Here is a 16,320-nt window from a genome sequence, read left to right as displayed (position 1 = left end):
TTGTAACCGATTGGCGTCTCCGTCAGTCAAGCGGCGCGCAATCCAGCGCTTCCGCCAGCAGCCGAGCGATGTCATCGTACAGCTCTTCAGCATTCTCGGCGGGCAGCGGGTTGTGTCCCCAGCCGGCTTCGACCGTAAAGCCCGGTCGTCCGAACCGGTCGATAAACCAATCCTTATACCCCGCGTCGCTTCCTTCCAAATAGACGGAGCGGTAGCCCGCAGCCTTCGCCATCCGATCGGCCCATTCCCGCGACTCCTTAGGCTCTCCTCCCCGATAGTTCCAGTAAATCTCCTCGCCTTGCGTATGCAGCGAGAGAACCGCGTGGAAATCGTGTTGTTCGGTGAATTCGACCAATGCCGCAGCCTCCGGCTCGCTCAGCGGCTTCTTCCCGGAATAATCGCGGGGGCCGGGACCAGGCATCGCTCGCCGGTCTCGCTCTTCTTCCCAGAACGCGGGAAACTGATCGTTCAGATCGACGCCGCGAGCGTTCGCCTTCCATCGGTGAAACCGTCCCGAACCCCGGTTCCATTGCAGCAGCTCGGAATAGAACGGATGCTCCTCCGTTATGCCTTCCTGGACAAGCTCCACCCCGTCAGGGTTAAGCATCGGAACGATCCACAAGCTGCATCTGGCAAACAGCTCGTTCGCCGACTTGCCCCAGAACGAAGCGCCGCTCGCATAGCTATCGGCGTAGTCTTTGGCGAATTTCATCAGCAATAAGGACGTAATCCATTCGTTCGCGTGACAAGCGCCGTTGAAATGCCAGCGAAACGGCCCCGTTCCCAGCCTAAAAAACGGAATCGATCGGCCCAGCGCGCTGCTGCCGATCGATCCCGCGACGACAAACGAATGTTGCCGGGTTAGAGCTTCCAAATCCGCTTTCAGTTGTTCCGGCCCATAATTGGCGTCTGCCGGATAGCTCCTCATGACGATCCCTCCCGTATTTATCGAGATGGTAATCATGTATGCGCGGATAATCCGACTTATGAATGGCCGGGCCGGCCGGCTAAGGCGAGAAATTGCCATATGACGGGCATCAGGCGAATTTGCTCGCCCAACCAAATCTGCGCAATTTCCCTAAACCTCACAGGCTCGCCGCTGCAGAAAAACCTGTGAACCGACGTTTCGCCTTCAACGGCAAGGGCGTTGCTTCGTTCAAGAACCTCGTGAATTTCTCTGGCGGTTTCCTCCGCAGAATTGATCAGAACGACTTCCGGCCCCATTGCTTGGGAAATGCTGTCCGCTAGAAAAGGGTAGTGCGTGCAGCCAAGAATCAAACAGTCCATGCCCGGAGCGCGAAGAGGCGACAAAGTCTCCGCAACAATTTCCTGTGCGCGAGCCGATCGAAAGTTGCCTTCCTCTACTAGCGTAACGAACGAAGGACAAGCGAGGCTAACGGTTTCAATTCGGGATGACAGCTGCTTAAGCGCAGTTTCATAAGCTCCGCTTCTCACCGTTCCTTCCGTGCCGATTACGCCGACCACTCCCGACTTCGTGCGTCGGAACGCCGCTCGCGCGCCGGGATTGATTACGCCGATGACCGGAACCTCCACTCGGCTTCGAATATCCTCCAGCGCTACAGCGGTCGCTGTGTTGCAGGCAATCACGATCATTTTCGGCTTGAATTGAATGAGATAGTCGACGATCTCGCGCGTAAACCGGGCGACCTCTTCCGCTGCCCTAGGTCCGTAAGGAGCTCTCGCGGTGTCGCCGAAATACAAAATTTGCTCACACGGAAGCTGCCGCATCACCTCTTTGACGACGGTCAGCCCCCCGACTCCGGAGTCAAGAACAGCGATCGGTTGCTGCACAGAAACACCGCTTTCTTCATTGTTGTGGAGGTCGCTACAAATTACATTATGAGGACGAAGAACATTTGGTTCCCTCTGTCTACGGCAAAGAACCGCCCAGCGGGAGCGGGCGGTCTTGACTGTACAAGGATTTGGGCGATTGCGATAGCGCAAGTTACAAAGCGGCCGCTTCTTCTTCCTTCTCGTCTGTTGAAACGGCTTCTGCAGCTTCCTGGCTTCTGCGGGAACGAATGTCCGTAATGAGGCCTGACGTACGCTTCGCCAACGTCTGTACGGCCGAACCGGCTTGACGGCTGATCTCAGCCGTTTTCTCGCCGACCTTTTGCGCCGTATCCGCAATATCTCCGCGAAGCTCGCGCCCCGATTTCGGAGCGAATAGCAGTGCGGCTGCCGCGCCCGTAATGGCGCCCGTCAACGCACCCCACAGAAACGATTTTACGGCTTTTTTCTCTGCCATCCTTCTCACTCTCCTTCTGATTGTTCCGCATTCGCTGACGGGTCGCGTCGTTCGGAGGACGATGCTCGCCCTCGGCTCTTCCACATCGACCAAAGCGTTCGGGCCAGATTCGACAGCTCCGTCTTCTCTCCGGCATCGCTATCGCCGGAGGCGGACTGGAAAGGCGCGGATAGACAATCGCGATACAGCTCAGTCAAGCGCGCTGTCGTCTTTGCCGCGGAATGAACGGCCTCCCCCATCGCGCGCGCTCCTTCCGCGAGCCAGGCGAAATCTTCCAAGCTTTTCCTGGACATAGCAAGCGTCGCTTCGATTTCTTCCGCCAGATGGTCGCAACGCCGCAAAACCGTCGTCGCATCCTTGCTTACCGCCTCCGCCGTTCGTTCAAGCCGCCTGATAGATCTCGATAACGACGCCAGCGACAATACTATCGCCATGGCGACCACAACCGCCGCAACTGCAATTGCGTAACCCGCCGCCTGCCACGCCATCCGATTTCCTCCCGTCCGCCGCGATCCCGGGCGAATGCCCATGCGGTTAATACAATATAAGCAGCAGCGGTTTGTCCCGACACAGCGGACGGGCATAAATATTCGTACGGGATACGAAAACAGAAAAAAGCCCATACCGCGCGAAGCGGCAGAGCTTTAGTTAACCGAGACTATATATAGTTATAGAGATTTAAACCGACGGATAATCGAACCCGATACATTCAACTTTTTCAAATCAACTCTTTAGCCAAATACGTCTCGACCTGATCGGAAAAGCCCATCAGCACTCTAGGGAGCTCCGAAGTGAGCGGATGAAGCTCCTTGCGCGGCCAGCTGTCGTATTCCTGCACAAGCGCTTTGCGAAGCAGAACGAGATTGCGCAGCGGCTCCGCCACTTCCTTCGTGACGACGCCCTCCTCGGAAATAATATCGATAATATCCTCGTAACTGCTCGCGTCTCTCATAATGAAGCCGTCAATCAAGGCGTGTCCGACATCCGTCGCGATTTCGGCCGCCAGATGAAGCGCTCGTTCCTGAGCCAGCCCTTCGAGCAGCGCGCCGGTCCATGCCACAGTCGCCGCGGACAGCGCCTGCGCCAGCTCCGGAAGACAGGCAAGTCGGCTGCGAATGAAGGTTACGTTAACGTCATACATTTGCGAAGCCCTCCCGTCATTTCTTCTTGGCGCGCCCTCTGCGCTTTAACCAGATGATCATAATCAACGCGCTGACGAGAATGACCACTACGTAGGTCCCCATCTCGTATACGTCCCTCATGTCTGACGCGCTTTTCTCCGCAAGCGTCAATCCGAGATTAGCTCTCATAATCGACCGCAACCGAGGCTTCGCGAACCTCTGTCATATGCTCGATTACTTTTTGGTGCACGGGATGTACTTGATAAGCATTAAGCGCTTCGAGCGAATCGAATTTCGTTACCAGAGCGATATCGTAAGAACGGTCGGTATGCAGCACGTCCTTGCCAACCTCCAAATAACGAAGCTCCTCGATTTTGCCCTCCATATCGCGCAGCACTTGAGCAGTGCGTTCGACGCTCTCCGGGCTGCGATCCTTCAACTTAAACATTACAATATGAGTAATCATGTTTTCCCATTCCTTTCTTATCATGAGGATATAGTGTTTCGCGCATACTAGTCCTAAAAGACGAAGGGAGCATGCACGCAATATGCGCTATCCCGCTACCGCAATATGTACGCTCATCGGACTTGCGCTTTGCCTGTTCAACGTTACCGGCTACGATCCCCACAACCTGTTCCTGATGATGTTCAGCGTCCCGATGTGGTTCGTCGAGCTGTTCGCCGATCTTCACAGCGTCAACGTATGGCTAATGTACGCACTTACTGTGCTTAGCTGGGCTTTAATCGGATATTTGACGGATCTCGGCCTCTCGCGTACACGCGCAAGAGCAAGAAGCCGTGCCTGAGTCGGAAAAAAGGAGCCTGGCGGCTCCTTTCTTTTTCTATTCGACGATCAGTTTGGAAATCATCGTAGAGTGACCCTGACCGCACATAATCGAGCAGTGCATCTCGTAAGTGCCAGGCTTGTCGAATGTCACTTCGGTTTCCGGATTGTCCTTGTTCAGCTCAATGCCGAGCCCGACGAACTCAACGCCGTGATTGCCAAGCGTATTGGAGTATTTCACTTTGTAGTTGGTTCCGGCTTTAACTTTGTACTCCGCTTGGTCGAATTCGAAATTCGTCGCCTTGATTCTGAGCATTTCCTGGCCTTCCGCCAAAGTTTCCTCTTTCGGTCTCTCCGGCAGCGCGGTCGCCAGCAAGTAAACTCCCATTGCGCACGCGATCGTCACCAATGCGGACATGATCCATTTGTGCATTGTCTGCTCCCCTGCTTCCTACAAAATGTCTACCTCATATTCTACCTAAAACCCGCGATTGAACTCAAGTATTTGTCACAAAACTTCCGTCAAAACTTATGACAAATTCATGAACAAACCGAAAGTCGGCGCTAATACGGCATGTAATGCCTTCTTTCAGTCGAGATTTCGGAAGTCGCTCGGGACCTTTCGGGCGACCCCCGAGCCGATCGCTTCCTGAACGACGGCGCGTCTCACGGCGGGCACGACTTTATCGTTGAACACGCTTGGGATGATATACTCCTCGTTAAGCTCCTCCGGCGTCACGATCGAGGCAATCGCGTGGGCGGCGGCGAGCTTCATCGATTCGCTGATCGTTCTCGCTCTGGCGTCCAATGCGCCGCGGAATATTCCCGGGAAGGCGAGCACGTTGTTCAGTTGGTTCGGATAGTCGGAGCGGCCTGTCGCGAACACTCGCACGGCATCTCCCGCCTCGTCGGGCGTAATTTCCGGATCGGGATTGGCCATCGCGAATACGATCGGATCGGCGTTCATGCTTCGCACGTCCGCGTTGCTGAGCAGCTTCGGCCGCGACAAACCGATAAATACGTCCGCCCCCGCGATGACCTCGGACAAGCTGCCTTTCTCGTTGTCGGGATTCGTCAGCCGGGCGAATTCGTTCCACGCTTCGTTGTCGTAGCGCTCGTCCCTATGGATGGCGCCGCACTTGTCGACTCCAATCAGTCGCGAGACGCCGGCCGCCAGCAGCATGCGGGAGCAAGCGAAGCCGGCGGCGCCCACGCCGCAGACGACGACTTTAATGTCGGAAATGCTCTTGTCGACGATCTTCAGCGCGTTAATTAAGCCTGCAAGCAGAACGACCGCCGTCCCGTGCTGGTCGTCGTGGAATACCGGAATGTCCAGCTCCTCCTTCAGCCTGCGTTCGATCTCGAAGCATCTCGGCGAAGAAATGTCTTCCAGATTGATGCCGCCGAACGTCGGTGCGAGCGCCTTCACGATAGCGATTATCTCTTCCGTATCCTTCGTGTCCAGGCAGATCGGGAACGCGTCCACGCCGGCCAGCTCTTTGAACAGCATCGCTTTCCCTTCCATGACGGGCATTGCCGCGTGCGGTCCGATATCCCCCAAGCCAAGAACGGCCGTCCCGTCCGACACGACGGCAACCGTATTGCGTCGAATAGTCAACGAATGGGATTTGTTCACATCGTCCCGAATGGCTAGGCAGACGTTAGCCACTCCGGGCGTGTAAACCCGAGACAGATCGTCGCGATTTTTAATCGGAACTTTCGAACGAACTTGTATTTTCCCTCCGAGATGCAGCAGGAACGTCCGGTCGGAGACGTTGACCAGATGAATTCCTTTCATCGCCTTGACGGCATCCGAGAGCGAGCCGATGACGGACGGCTCGGCGACGCTGACCGTTAAATCCCGTATTTCCGTCTTCCTTCCGGGTTGAATGACGTCGATCGCAACGATGTCTCCCCCTTGCTGGCCGATCAAGGACACGAGTTCCCCGAACGTCACCGCCTGCTTGTCCATCTCGACCCGCATAATGACGCTCGTCCCGCTTTCCAATCTCATCCTGAACCAACCTCCCTGGCGAAATGGGATTACTCATCCATTATAGTCCCCAGAAAGGCAAGAAAAAAGGAGCCCTCTCCCTAGCCCCTTTCGTTGAGAATCGCATTTTTAGTTGCCGGCCCGGTCGCGCAGCACTTGAACGATACGTTTAAGCCTGTCGGGGAGCGGGAGACCCAAACGTCCGTAATTTTCGATGATGGACAGCAATTCGTTCGCGATATAAAAAAATACGGCCCCGCCCATGATCATATCCGCGCCCAGCAAAATATCAAGCCGGTGCGTAATCATCATGACGAGTAAAATAAGCCCTTTCTTGAACAACCCCCAGAAGCCGACGCTGCTGTTCAGCCCGCTGCCTTCCTTAATCGAAGCCGCCACTCCGGTAAAATAGTCTACGGCCATTAAAATCAGTAAAAAAGTAAGCGACTCGTTCCAGATCCCGAACGAAAAGGTGACCGCGGCCCCCAACAGAGCGCAAACCGTTCCCGCGTACAGTTGCACGTACCGTTCCCCCCTCATAGTTGCAAGTTGATAATTCAGCATATGAGGGTGTGGACAAGACGGGAACGGTACTTTGCATACGGCCATTCTCCCATTTTCGTCAATAAGCTTCGAACTCCGAGATTTGCGCTGCAGGCCAGCCGGTGTTGCCCGTAATCGTCAGCCGGAAGTATCGCGCCTTCGTACCGTTAAGCGGAATCTCGACCGCATTGGCCGCCGCCGGATCGAACGTATACGCCGTCTCGGCAAGGACGGACGCATAATTCTTCCCGTCGGAGCCGGCAAGCACCTCGATCACCTGCTCCCTCTTCTCCCAAGCGTCCTGCGGAGGCAGCCGCAAGATCAGCTTCGTCACTTCCCGCTCCTCGCCCAGATCCAGGGTCAGCGATTGCGGAAACTGCTTGGCCGTGCTTTCCCAGTAGGTGTACGGATCGCCGTCCACCGTCAGCTCCGGCGGAAACGCGTCGGCCGTCAGCGAGGTCGCATGCGCCTTCTTCCCGAGCGCCCTATTCTCCATCGCCTTGACCTTCTCGAACGCCTCCGTCGCTTTGCTTGCCTCTTCCGATCTGTTCAGCTCGACGTAAGCGACCCTGAGTTCCTTAATGACGCCCACATAATCGAATTCAACGTAATCCCCCTCTTCCTTAACGACCAGATCCGCCGCTTTCGTTCCGTTCGCTTCATAAGCGGCCGCGATCGTATGCGTCCAATCCTCGCCTTTCTTCACTTTAAGGGTCGTATCCGAGCCGATCGGCTGGTAAATCCGGATCGCGTCTTTCTCCCGAACCTCGACTAGATGATGCTCGCCGGCGTCAAGCTCCAGACCGTTCAAGCGAATGTAACTGCCCGCTCGTCTGCTTCCGTCCGCGGCGACGACCTCGTATCCGCCCGGAGGCAGCTCCCTGTCCGCATCCGGAGCATAGCCGGCCTCCTTGCTCCAATTCGCCGTCACTGCGTATGCGCCGAAGTCGGTACGCGTCACGCCCGCCGCAACCTCTCGATAGCTTTTCACCAACGAATCCCCGTACTGCGACAAAATATTTTTCTGCATAATGGCGACTGTATCCACCCACGGGTTAGACACTCCGTTAAACAAGTCCGCCGCCAGGTTATAGCCCATCGCCAAATTCCACCGCAGCATATCCGGGTCGTCCGTCATCGTCTCCGCGGCCAGGTCGTGCTGATACTGCAGCACTTTGTCACGCAGAAGCATGCCGGACATCGGATAATAGTCCGCATAGCTGGCCGTGTTTTTGCGATAGCCAAGCAGGTCCCATAAATAAGTCGAGCCCATAAAGCCAACCGCTCCGTCCGCCAATACGTCAGTTCCATCCTCCATGTACAGCTTGTGGCCGACCGTCCCGACATAATCTCGCAGACCCTTGAAATAGCCCGTCGAAGGATCGGTTTCTTCAGGAATCGTCGCGTTATAGGCATAAGGCGAATTGCGAATGCCCCACTGGTCCTCGAAAATGCCGTCGAACCCGCCCTCCAGCAGCTTCTTATGCTCCTCAGCGGTCCGCTGCTTAAAAAAAGGATGGCCGGTGTTGACTACGTAGCCGCTGTGCGCCCCGTAATCCTCCTTCATAATCTGTTTGTTATCCTTCATCACGATCAAATCTTCCATCTTCGTTCCTTCGGGGAGCTTCGCCAGCGTCGGAGAGTTGACGCCCCACCAGCTCATATTCGTATACGGAATGACGAGATTGCCTTTGCTCTTCGCCGCCTGCATAAACGCCGCAAAAGCGTTCTGGCCGCCCCATTGCGGCTCCGGCGGCATAAAGTCCGGATAGTTCTCGTCATGCCCGCCCTTCTGGAAGCCGACGAGATGAATGACGCCGTTGTAATTCATTTTGTCAATGAAATTCGTCGTTAACTGGCTCCAACTTCCGTCCTTGATCGCGGAAATATCGGTCTTGTAGAACGGAAGCGCGAAATACTTCTCTTTCTCCGCGCCCAGCTTGTCGGCCAGCGAACGGTATTTCGCAATGCCGTTCAGCTCGCGGTAGCTGGCGATCGTCTGCTCGTAATCTCCTAGCTCCAGCACGATTGTTGGGCTGCTCCATTTCGCTCCGGCGGCAATCCACGTTTTATAGTTGTGAACGATGCCGGACTTGCCCTTGTCGTCCACCTGATTTTTGAATCCCAGCTCCGTCATCGGCGCGATGTCGCGGCTCAAGTCGTACACGGCAAGCTCCCCGCCTCCCGTGCGCACCCCCAAATAAGAGGCGAACAGAACGCCCGGATACTGGTCCTGAAACGAATTGCTTTCCTTAAAAAACGCGTCGCGCAGCTTCACGCCCGGCAGCATCGGCAGCAGCGCGTCCTTGACGCCTTCCGAGTCAACCTTCAGCTCGTACGGAAACCGAAAAGACTTGATCGGCTTCTCTGTCCGATTGTCGACCTCGGCTTGCATATAAATGCGGTTGTCCTTGTCGAACCGGACCTTAACGTCTACTAGAATCGAGCCGCCGTATTGAAGCGTAAGCTCGCCTTTGCTAGAGCTCCAATCGTACGAGAAGCTTTCCGCCTTCTGCCCGTTGACAGAGGAATCGTCCTCGAAGAATGCCCACCACAGCGCATTCTCGCGATTGCCAAGCGTCAGCGCCTCGCCCGCTTCCTTCTTCTTAATATGTGCGATCGCGCCGTTATCGGCGCGAAACGCGATTTCCGCGCCGCCGAGGCTGACGGTCAGCAGACCGTCCCGATCCTTGAAATCGGCCTTGGCGCCCAGCGGCGAGGCCACCAGCGCCCAGATGGCCGCAGCCAACGCGACCGCAAGCGCTCCGGCCGTTATTCCTATCGTTTTCTTTGATCGCATTCGCTTCACCGCAGCCGTCCTCCCGTTGATCGATTGTTGAGGCTCCTCCGTTATCCGGATATTGCAGAGGGTTGCCCCTTGCAAACTTTCGTTCGCCCAAGGCAACCCTCATCTTCGTTCTATTCCACTTTAATATTGTCGAAGAATTGCTCCTGCACCGTCTTCGCCGCCGCGTCGAGCTGCGCCTTCAGGTCCACGTCCTTCTTGGAGAACACCTCTTGGATGACGTTCGTCATCGCTGCGTAGAACTCCTGCGTATTGAACTGCGCTTCGGGTTTGCCGTCGAGCAGCGTCATTAGCTCGTCGCTGTATTGGTACACGTTGTCGTATTTCGCGTATACGTCTTTCATCTTCTGGCCGTATTCGGAATCCTGGCTGAAGTATTGGATAACCGGCGGCACGAAAAACTTATTTTCCGCTTTGCGGGCTTGAATGTTTGCTTCCAGCGATTCCAGGCCTTTATCCGTGAAGTAGTCGAACACCGCGTAGTGGAATGCGGCATATTGCTCTTCCGGCGTAGCGTTCGGGTTGATGACGAGGAAGTCGCCGCCGAGAACGCCCGTATGCTTGCCGCCCGCCTCTGCCGCAGGCATCGGATAGACGACGATATCTGCCGGGCTCATTCCGCCTTGGTTCAAGCCTTGGTCGACCGGACCGTCCGGGCCGGCGATGACCATCGCCGTTCTTCCTTGAGCGAACGCGCCTACCGCATCGCCCCATCCAAGCGCCCAGTCGGCCGGGATTACGTTCGCTTCCTTCAGCTGGCTGTAGAATTCCAGAGCCTTCAATCCGGCGTCGGAGTTGAACTTCGCGATCACCTTGCCGCCTTCGACGCTTTGAATTTCCCCGCCGGCCTCGAACAGGAAGTTCGTCCAGTTCCATCCGGCTTCATTGCCTTTGCCCATCGGAGCGATGCCGGATACGCCTTTGCCCGGATCGGCGACCGCCTTGGCCGTATTCAGCACGTCGGCCCAAGTCCAGTCAAGCGGCGGAACGGCGACGCCTTTTTCTTCCAGCATCTTTTTGTTGACGACTGTACCGACGACATAGCCCTGCTGAGGAATGCCGAAAATTTTACCGTTAATGTTGAACTGGTTCAGCAAAATCGGGTTCAGCTGGTCTTTCTTGTCGTAAGCGTTGAACAGCTCGGTAATGTCGGCCGCCCAGCCTTTTTCCGCGAGGAATTTGCCTTCGGTCGCGTAGGTATTGAATAGCGTCGGCGCTTCGTTCGCGCCCATCTTGATGCCGATCTCGTTCGGGTTGTATTGCCAATCGCTCTTCACGACTTCAACGTTCGGGAACACCTCGTTAAAGCGTTTGATGCGGTCGTCCTCCAGCGCGCGCTTCTCCACTTGGTCCGGCGTCGGATAGTAGATGCTGATCGTCGCCTTCAGCGTGGCTGGATCGAAGCCTCCCGATCCGCTGCTGCCGCTGTCCGACGGCGTATCCGACGGGCTCGACGATGGGCTCGCGGAAGGCGAAGCCGAAGAGGCGGAAGGAGACGACTCGCTATTCTTGTTGTTGCCGCCGCATGCGGCCAGGACCAGGCTGAACATGAGAAGACAAGCGATTACCGTTGATATCTTGCGCATTGTGTTAATCCCCTTTTCGTTGTGGTTTGGCTTACACGCTCATCATAATGGAGGCGCATTTCTCAAAGCGATGTGTATTCCTATGTCAATGATGTGCAGTTTTACGCATACCTGGAAACTGGAATCAACCCTTCACACTGCCCATATGCAGCCCTCTGACGATATATTTTTGGAAAATCAAGAACACGATCACCGGCGGAAACGTAATCATCGACAGAATCGCGAACCGCAGATTCAAGTCCAGTCGCCTTACGTTGATGACGTATTTATAGATCGCCGTTGCCAGCGGATATCGTTGATCGCTTGATAGAATTAACGATGGCCAATACCAGTCGTTCCACGCCGACGAGAAGACGAAAATCGCCAGCGTAGCGAAGATCGGAACCGACAGCGGGAACGCAATCTGGAAGTACAGACGCGGCTCGGATGCGCCGTCGATCCGGCCCGACTCGAACATCTCCATGTTGATGCCGTCGAAGAACGTTTTGAGCAGCAGCAGGAAGAAGGCGTTCGCGCCAGCGGGCAGCCACAGCGCCCAGAACGTATTCATCAGCCCGAGGTCGCGCAAGTTGACGAAGTTCGGAATGATATACGTCGTCGGCGGAATAAACAGCGTCAGCAGGAAGAAATATTGAATGACCTTCTTGTATGGAACGTTCATGCGCGAGAGACTGAACGACGCGAACCCGACGACAATGACGGTCATAGCCATATTGCCGGCGAAAATAAACAGCGTATTCCTCGCGAATTGCGGAAGGTTGATATACCCCCATGCCTTCTTGTAGTTTTCGAAATGCCACTCGCTGGGCAGAAACGTCGGCGGGAACGAGTTGACCTCCGTATTGAGCTTGACGCCGTTAAAGAAGATCACGAGCATCGGATACAGCATCGTGCATACCATGACGAGCACGACAAGCAGCATCACGTAGTAAATCGCGCGTTTGCCCGGACTTTTCAGATCGTAATCCGAAATAATGCCTCTCTCGATCGCTTTCATCGCTTACGCCTCCTCCTTGCCGCTTGACATCCGGTATTGGAGTATGGCCAGCACGCTGAGCACAAGGAACATCAGGACGCCAAGCGCCGAAGCCGAGCCGTAGTCCTGTCTGGTGAACGCATAGCGGATGACCAGCAGCGCATAGGTCAGCGTCGCGTTATTCGGTCCCCCGTCAAGCACCGCGTAATGCGTCTGGAAGTTTTGCGAGGTTGCGATCAGCTGCAGTAGGAACAGCAGCACGATTTGATTTTTGATGGCGGGAAGCGTAATGTAACGAATTCTTTTCCAGATGCCCGCGCCGTCGATTTCGGCCGCCTCGTACCAATCGCGCGGAATGCTCGAAATTGCGGCGATGTAGATAAGTAGAGCGGAACCGAAGCTCTGCCACGTCTCCATAATGACGATGGAGATCATCGACCATGCCTTGTCCGTGAGGAACAGCACCGAATCGAAGCCGATTTTCGTCAATACGGCGTTAATCGGGCCGACCGGATCGTACAGCCATCTCCACAAGCCGTACAGGACAACGACCGGCACGACGTAAGGCAAATAGGCGGCGATTCTCGCAAAGCCCTGAAATCTCCTCATCTCGGAGATCGCGATGGCGAACAGAATCGGCACCCAAAATCCGATTACTAGCCCGAGGCCCATATAGTACAGCGTATTTTTCACCGAGACGAGCACGTTCGGGTCCTTCAGCACTCGGGCGTAATTGTCCCAGCCGACATAAGTATCGCCTTTGACGAAGTCGATGTGATAGAAGCTATAGACGATCCCTTTGCCGATAGGCAGCCACAGAAACGTGAAGAAAATGCCGATCGCAGGAATCAGAAACAGGTAGCCCCACAGATGCTTTTTCCATTTGGCGGGAGGCCGCTTGGGCTGAGTGTCCAAGGAGCGGACCGGAACTGCGGTTGTTTGATTCATTAGGTCTCCCTCATTCCTTCCTTAGTATCGATAAGCCTAATTGTAGGAAAAGGAATGAGGCGTGAACAGGTGCGTATCTATGCGGATCATGGGCAATCTTACTTCTTCATTTCGCTGGGGCTCATTCCGAAATACTTTTTGAAAATTTTACTGAAATGCTCGGGAGATTCGTACCCGACCCGCTCCGAAATTTCGTATCGACGCAGATCCGTCTTCTGAATAAGCCGCTTGCTCTCCTCCATGCGGAGCTTGATCACGTATTCCCATAGATTGATTCCCATATATTTCTTGAACAAATAGCTGAGATAATTCGGACTGACATGGTTTCTCTGCGCGACCTCGTTCAGCGTGAGTCCCTTCTGCGCATAGTTGGCGAGCACGTATTCCTTCACCTTTTCGACGATCAGGTTGTTTTGCGCGGCCAATTCCTCGTCCGTCGGGTCCTCGGTCGTCAGCTCCCACTTGAAATCTCCGTAAAAAAACAGATGATGGTCCCGATGCTGACGATTCCATACGATCGCCTTGCCCACCTGATCGTTCAGCTCCGACAGAAACTCATGCCCCTTCAAAATCTGACTAATGCCAACGACGCACTGGAAGCCCAAATATTTGCGAATATTGAAATGCAGGCTGCGTCCGATCATCTCCAGCTGATTGATTTTGTCCGAGCTGCTGCCTCCGTAGGACGCCTCGTCCCACTGCACGATGATGCTGACGTCGCGATTGGCGGAATAAAAGGAATGATGGCTCCAATCCTTGTCGAGAAGCTCGTTTACGATATTAAGCACGGCATATTGGAGCAGCACAACGTCCTTGTCGGCGACGCTTCTGCCCTCGCTCTCGCAGTCGAGCCGGATTTTGAGCATCGCGAAATAGGGGCCGTTCAGATCGACGCCCTGCTCTCGGGCCGTCCGAAGCAGCTCCCTCGCAGATTCGGGCTCGTTTACGAGGCGATCGAGAGTCTCCATGCGCTGCGGCTGGGGCTGCTCCATGCGAAAATGCTCGCGCAAATCCGCGATCAGCTCCGCCTGGTTCTGCTCGGGCCGATCCATGTGAAGCAGCACGTGCCGAACGGAGTTAAGCAGCTGTTCGCTATTGATCGGCTTGATAAGATAATCCCGCGCCCCGAGTCTCATCGCCAGCTGCGCATATTGAAACGTCTCATGCGCCGATATGACGATGACCTGAACCCAGGGCTTGACGATTTTCGCTTGTTGCATTAGCTCGATACCGCTCATCGCGCCCATCTGAATGTCGGTCACAAGCAGGTCGATCGACTCCATTTTCAAATAATCCAGCGCTTCGTACCCGTTATGGGCCGTATAAATGTTCTCGATATTTAATCCGGAAGATTCCAGCAGGTTTGCCAGTCCTCGGCAAATTAGCGGCTCGTCGTCCGCAATCAGAATATTATACATCCGCGTTGTCTCCCCTTCCCTGACGCTGCTCCGCAGCCTCGGCCAGCCGCTTCGGAATCGTGGCGTCGACGCGGGTGCCCTCCGGCTCCCTCGCCTCGTAACGCAGGCCGAACTCGCTGCCAAAATGAAGCTGAATTCTTTTATTGACGTTTTTGATCCCGTAGCCGGCTCCGGATTCCTCGTCGGAAATCAGTCGGTTAATGCGCGCAACGTCGGCGGGCTTGTAGCCGTTGTCCTCGACGGACAGCCGAATGAGCTCGCCGTCGGAGCGCGCGGAGACGACAATCTCCCCGTCCTCTCCCATATGGATAACCCCATGGATAATCGCGTTCTCGATTAACGGCTGCAAGGTGATCTTCGGAATCAGATAAGGCAAAGTCTCCTCCTCGATCTCCCACCGGATCGTGAATCCGTATTCGTATCGCTTCTGCTGAAGACTCGTATAGGCCCGCGCATGCTCCAGCTCCTCCTCGATCGTGATCAGTTCCCTGCCCCGGCTTAAGCTGATTCTCATGAGCTTGGACAGCTCCTTGATCATCTCGGCCGAGCCGGTATTGCCTTCTAGAGAGCTCTTCCAATAAATGCTTTCCAACGTATTGTACAGCAGATGAGGATTGATCTGCTGGTAGAGAAGCTGCAGCTGCGATTCCTTCTGCTTGATCTCCATAGAGTATTGTTCATGAATCATATCGTTGATCCGGTTCGCCATATTGTGAACGGAATGAATCAGTACGCCAACCTCGTCGTTGCGCTCCTTGGACGGAGAGGAGGAGAGCGGCTTGCCCGGCTCGTGCGACCTCGCGAACATCGCCAGCTTGCGCAGCGGATTCATCAGCGATCTCCAGAAATACATCATGACGACAATCGCGAACACCGAGTATACGATCGAGATCGTCTGAATGACCCTCTTCAGCGCGCTCTGCTGCTGCAGCAGCGACTGCGTAGGAATCGTATAGACGAGCTTCTGCTGCAGCGAATATTTCGTATGGACGACGTAGATCGAATCGTCGGTCACCTCGCTGAGCGTTTCCTCCATCGATTGCCCGGTTTTAAGGGCGTCCGGAAAGCGGAACGTCTCGCCCATCGTCGGAGTCGTGGCCGCCAGGATGCGATCGGACCAATCGGTCAAATACAGTTGTCCGCCCTCCGGCAAGGATACCGTACGGAACGCCTCTTCGATTTTCTTGTCCATCTTCGTAGCGACGAGCACCCCGACGACGCTTCGGCCGTTCGTAATGCTGTTGACTGCGCGAAGATACGCCAGCGTCATTTGGTCCCCCTTCGGTCCGAAATTGTCGATCAGCGCCAGCACGCCTTTGCCCTTCGCCGCCAACGCCGCTTCGATCCAAGACGTCTTCGTGTCTTCGGAATAGAAAAACACGGAGGAGCCGTTGTTCCTGCGGTTGATATCCGGAATGGTCGGAGCGAACGGATAGCTGTTGTGCGGATCGTAGACGAACAGAAAATAATAGATCGCTTCTCCGCCGAACAGTCCGACGGAATTGTTGCCGAGCAGCGTATTCATATCCCCGTACTTCACGACGCGGTCGAACTCCGTGTCCGTCTTCTTGCTGATCATGCTCTGCGTGGTCGGATTTTGGATAATGGTCGTCATAATGCGACTGATCGTATCGATATCCCGGTTGATCAGAAAATGATTTTGCTTGTTCAGCTCTTCGTAAGCGCTCGTCACATGCTCCTTCAAAATCGCCTCGGCTTTCGAGTTGGCATACCAATTCAGCAAGATGACGGGACTGACTAAAATGAGGAACAGCAAAATCAGCTGCTGCCTGACGTTCATCCTCGTCAGAGGATTCGTTAATTTTAAGCGCACGGCTATCCCTCCAACGATCGGTCCATTTCAATTATGGCACGC

At 55.1% G+C, this 16,320-nt stretch carries 17 protein-coding genes; 1 reads left to right on the top strand and 16 read right to left on the bottom strand.

What is annotated here, in order from left to right:
- Window positions 1–22 precede the first annotated feature (22 nt).
- The 7 genes from DFP98_RS10085 to DFP98_RS10060 form a co-directional block, all read right to left on the bottom strand.
- Window positions 23–928 (bottom strand): M14 family metallopeptidase, encoded by a 906-nt coding sequence (locus DFP98_RS10085; RefSeq protein ID WP_246016480.1) that lies wholly within the window; start codon window positions 926–928, stop codon window positions 23–25.
- Between the two features lie 56 nt (window positions 929–984).
- The gene (racE, locus tag DFP98_RS10080; protein WP_116060452.1) at window positions 985–1,812 is read right to left on the bottom strand and encodes a glutamate racemase; all 828 of its coding nucleotides are present in this window, start codon (window positions 1,810–1,812) and stop codon (window positions 985–987) included.
- A gap of 154 nt (window positions 1,813–1,966) precedes the next feature.
- Window positions 1,967–2,269, bottom strand: a complete 303-nt coding sequence (locus DFP98_RS10075) for a YtxH domain-containing protein (RefSeq protein WP_116060451.1) — start codon at window positions 2,267–2,269, stop codon at window positions 1,967–1,969.
- Window positions 2,270–2,274: 5 nt separating this feature from the next.
- Window positions 2,275–2,757 (bottom strand): hypothetical protein, encoded by a 483-nt coding sequence (locus DFP98_RS10070; RefSeq protein ID WP_116060450.1) that lies wholly within the window; start codon window positions 2,755–2,757, stop codon window positions 2,275–2,277.
- 230 nt (window positions 2,758–2,987) lie between these two features.
- Entirely contained in the window at window positions 2,988–3,410 is a 423-nt protein-coding gene (locus tag DFP98_RS10065) for a DUF86 domain-containing protein (protein ID WP_116060449.1), read from the bottom strand.
- A 16-nt stretch (window positions 3,411–3,426) separates the two neighbouring features.
- Window positions 3,427–3,579 (bottom strand): hypothetical protein, encoded by a 153-nt coding sequence (locus tag DFP98_RS39010; protein ID WP_181917602.1) that lies wholly within the window; start codon window positions 3,577–3,579, stop codon window positions 3,427–3,429.
- Entirely contained in the window at window positions 3,569–3,856 is a 288-nt protein-coding gene (locus tag DFP98_RS10060; RefSeq protein WP_116060448.1) for a Dabb family protein, read from the bottom strand. Before DFP98_RS10060 ends, DFP98_RS39010 begins: the two co-directional genes overlap by 11 nt.
- A gap of 82 nt (window positions 3,857–3,938) precedes the next feature.
- On the opposite strand from DFP98_RS10060, the gene DFP98_RS10055 reads away from it, so the two are divergent.
- Entirely contained in the window at window positions 3,939–4,196 is a 258-nt protein-coding gene (locus tag DFP98_RS10055) for a hypothetical protein (RefSeq protein WP_116060447.1), read from the top strand.
- 36 nt (window positions 4,197–4,232) lie between these two features.
- Here DFP98_RS10055 and DFP98_RS10050 read toward each other — a convergent pair whose 3' ends face one another.
- The 9 genes from DFP98_RS10050 to DFP98_RS10010 all read right to left on the bottom strand — a co-directional run bounded on the left by DFP98_RS10050 (window position 4,233) and on the right by DFP98_RS10010 (window position 16,278).
- Window positions 4,233–4,607, bottom strand: coding sequence for a cupredoxin domain-containing protein (locus DFP98_RS10050; RefSeq protein ID WP_116060446.1), 375 nt, complete (start codon window positions 4,605–4,607; stop codon window positions 4,233–4,235).
- A 156-nt stretch (window positions 4,608–4,763) separates the two neighbouring features.
- Window positions 4,764–6,188: an NAD-dependent malic enzyme gene (locus DFP98_RS10045; RefSeq protein ID WP_116060445.1), complete on the bottom strand. Its 1,425-nt coding sequence runs from the start codon at window positions 6,186–6,188 to the stop codon at window positions 4,764–4,766.
- Between the two features lie 108 nt (window positions 6,189–6,296).
- Window positions 6,297–6,689 carry a phage holin family protein gene (locus DFP98_RS10040; RefSeq protein WP_246016479.1) on the bottom strand — a complete coding sequence of 131 codons (393 nt, stop codon included), beginning with the start codon at window positions 6,687–6,689 and terminating at the stop codon, window positions 6,297–6,299.
- 100 nt (window positions 6,690–6,789) lie between these two features.
- The gene (locus DFP98_RS10035; protein ID WP_147310159.1) at window positions 6,790–9,510 is read right to left on the bottom strand and encodes a discoidin domain-containing protein; all 2,721 of its coding nucleotides are present in this window, start codon (window positions 9,508–9,510) and stop codon (window positions 6,790–6,792) included.
- A 119-nt stretch (window positions 9,511–9,629) separates the two neighbouring features.
- Window positions 9,630–11,102 carry an extracellular solute-binding protein gene (locus DFP98_RS10030; protein WP_116060443.1) on the bottom strand — a complete coding sequence of 491 codons (1,473 nt, stop codon included), beginning with the start codon at window positions 11,100–11,102 and terminating at the stop codon, window positions 9,630–9,632.
- Between the two features lie 124 nt (window positions 11,103–11,226).
- Window positions 11,227–12,099: a carbohydrate ABC transporter permease gene (locus tag DFP98_RS10025; RefSeq protein ID WP_116060442.1), complete on the bottom strand. Its 873-nt coding sequence runs from the start codon at window positions 12,097–12,099 to the stop codon at window positions 11,227–11,229.
- 3 nt (window positions 12,100–12,102) lie between these two features.
- The gene (locus tag DFP98_RS10020; RefSeq protein ID WP_116060441.1) at window positions 12,103–13,026 is read right to left on the bottom strand and encodes a carbohydrate ABC transporter permease; all 924 of its coding nucleotides are present in this window, start codon (window positions 13,024–13,026) and stop codon (window positions 12,103–12,105) included.
- A 98-nt stretch (window positions 13,027–13,124) separates the two neighbouring features.
- Window positions 13,125–14,444: a response regulator transcription factor gene (locus DFP98_RS10015; protein ID WP_116060440.1), complete on the bottom strand. Its 1,320-nt coding sequence runs from the start codon at window positions 14,442–14,444 to the stop codon at window positions 13,125–13,127.
- Window positions 14,437–16,278 carry a sensor histidine kinase gene (locus DFP98_RS10010; protein ID WP_116060439.1) on the bottom strand — a complete coding sequence of 614 codons (1,842 nt, stop codon included), beginning with the start codon at window positions 16,276–16,278 and terminating at the stop codon, window positions 14,437–14,439. Before DFP98_RS10010 ends, DFP98_RS10015 begins: the two co-directional genes overlap by 8 nt.
- Between the last annotated feature and the right edge of the window lie 42 nt (window positions 16,279–16,320).

It is taken from the genome of Cohnella phaseoli (assembly GCF_003386235.1).
Taxonomy (GTDB): Bacteria; Bacillota; Bacilli; order Paenibacillales; family Paenibacillaceae; genus Cohnella; species Cohnella phaseoli.
Note: the sequence above shows the minus strand (reverse complement) of the source record. Positions and strands in the feature narration are given on the sequence as shown.

Excerpts from the sequence above, each read along its gene's own strand:
- DFP98_RS10030 (WP_116060443.1), bottom strand. The coding sequence starts at position 11,102 with ATGCGCAAGATATCAACGGTAATCGCTTGTCTTCTCATGTTCAGCCTG.
- DFP98_RS10045 (WP_116060445.1), bottom strand. The coding sequence starts at position 6,188 with ATGAGATTGGAAAGCGGGACGAGCGTCATTATGCGGGTCGAGATGGAC.
- DFP98_RS10050 (WP_116060446.1), bottom strand. The coding sequence starts at position 4,607 with ATGCACAAATGGATCATGTCCGCATTGGTGACGATCGCGTGCGCAATG.
- DFP98_RS10060 (WP_116060448.1), bottom strand. The coding sequence starts at position 3,856 with ATGATTACTCATATTGTAATGTTTAAGTTGAAGGATCGCAGCCCGGAG.
- DFP98_RS10065 (WP_116060449.1), bottom strand. The coding sequence starts at position 3,410 with ATGTATGACGTTAACGTAACCTTCATTCGCAGCCGACTTGCCTGTCTT.
- DFP98_RS10070 (WP_116060450.1), bottom strand. The coding sequence starts at position 2,757 with ATGGCGTGGCAGGCGGCGGGTTACGCAATTGCAGTTGCGGCGGTTGTG.
- DFP98_RS39010 (WP_181917602.1), bottom strand. The coding sequence starts at position 3,579 with ATGAGAGCTAATCTCGGATTGACGCTTGCGGAGAAAAGCGCGTCAGAC.
- DFP98_RS10035 (WP_147310159.1), bottom strand. The coding sequence starts at position 9,510 with ATGCGATCAAAGAAAACGATAGGAATAACGGCCGGAGCGCTTGCGGTC.
- DFP98_RS10075 (WP_116060451.1), bottom strand. The coding sequence starts at position 2,269 with ATGGCAGAGAAAAAAGCCGTAAAATCGTTTCTGTGGGGTGCGTTGACG.
- DFP98_RS10015 (WP_116060440.1), bottom strand. The coding sequence starts at position 14,444 with ATGTATAATATTCTGATTGCGGACGACGAGCCGCTAATTTGCCGAGGA.
- DFP98_RS10085 (WP_246016480.1), bottom strand. The coding sequence starts at position 928 with ATGAGGAGCTATCCGGCAGACGCCAATTATGGGCCGGAACAACTGAAA.
- DFP98_RS10055 (WP_116060447.1), top strand. The coding sequence starts at position 3,939 with ATGCGCTATCCCGCTACCGCAATATGTACGCTCATCGGACTTGCGCTT.
- DFP98_RS10020 (WP_116060441.1), bottom strand. The coding sequence starts at position 13,026 with ATGAATCAAACAACCGCAGTTCCGGTCCGCTCCTTGGACACTCAGCCC.
- DFP98_RS10025 (WP_116060442.1), bottom strand. The coding sequence starts at position 12,099 with ATGAAAGCGATCGAGAGAGGCATTATTTCGGATTACGATCTGAAAAGT.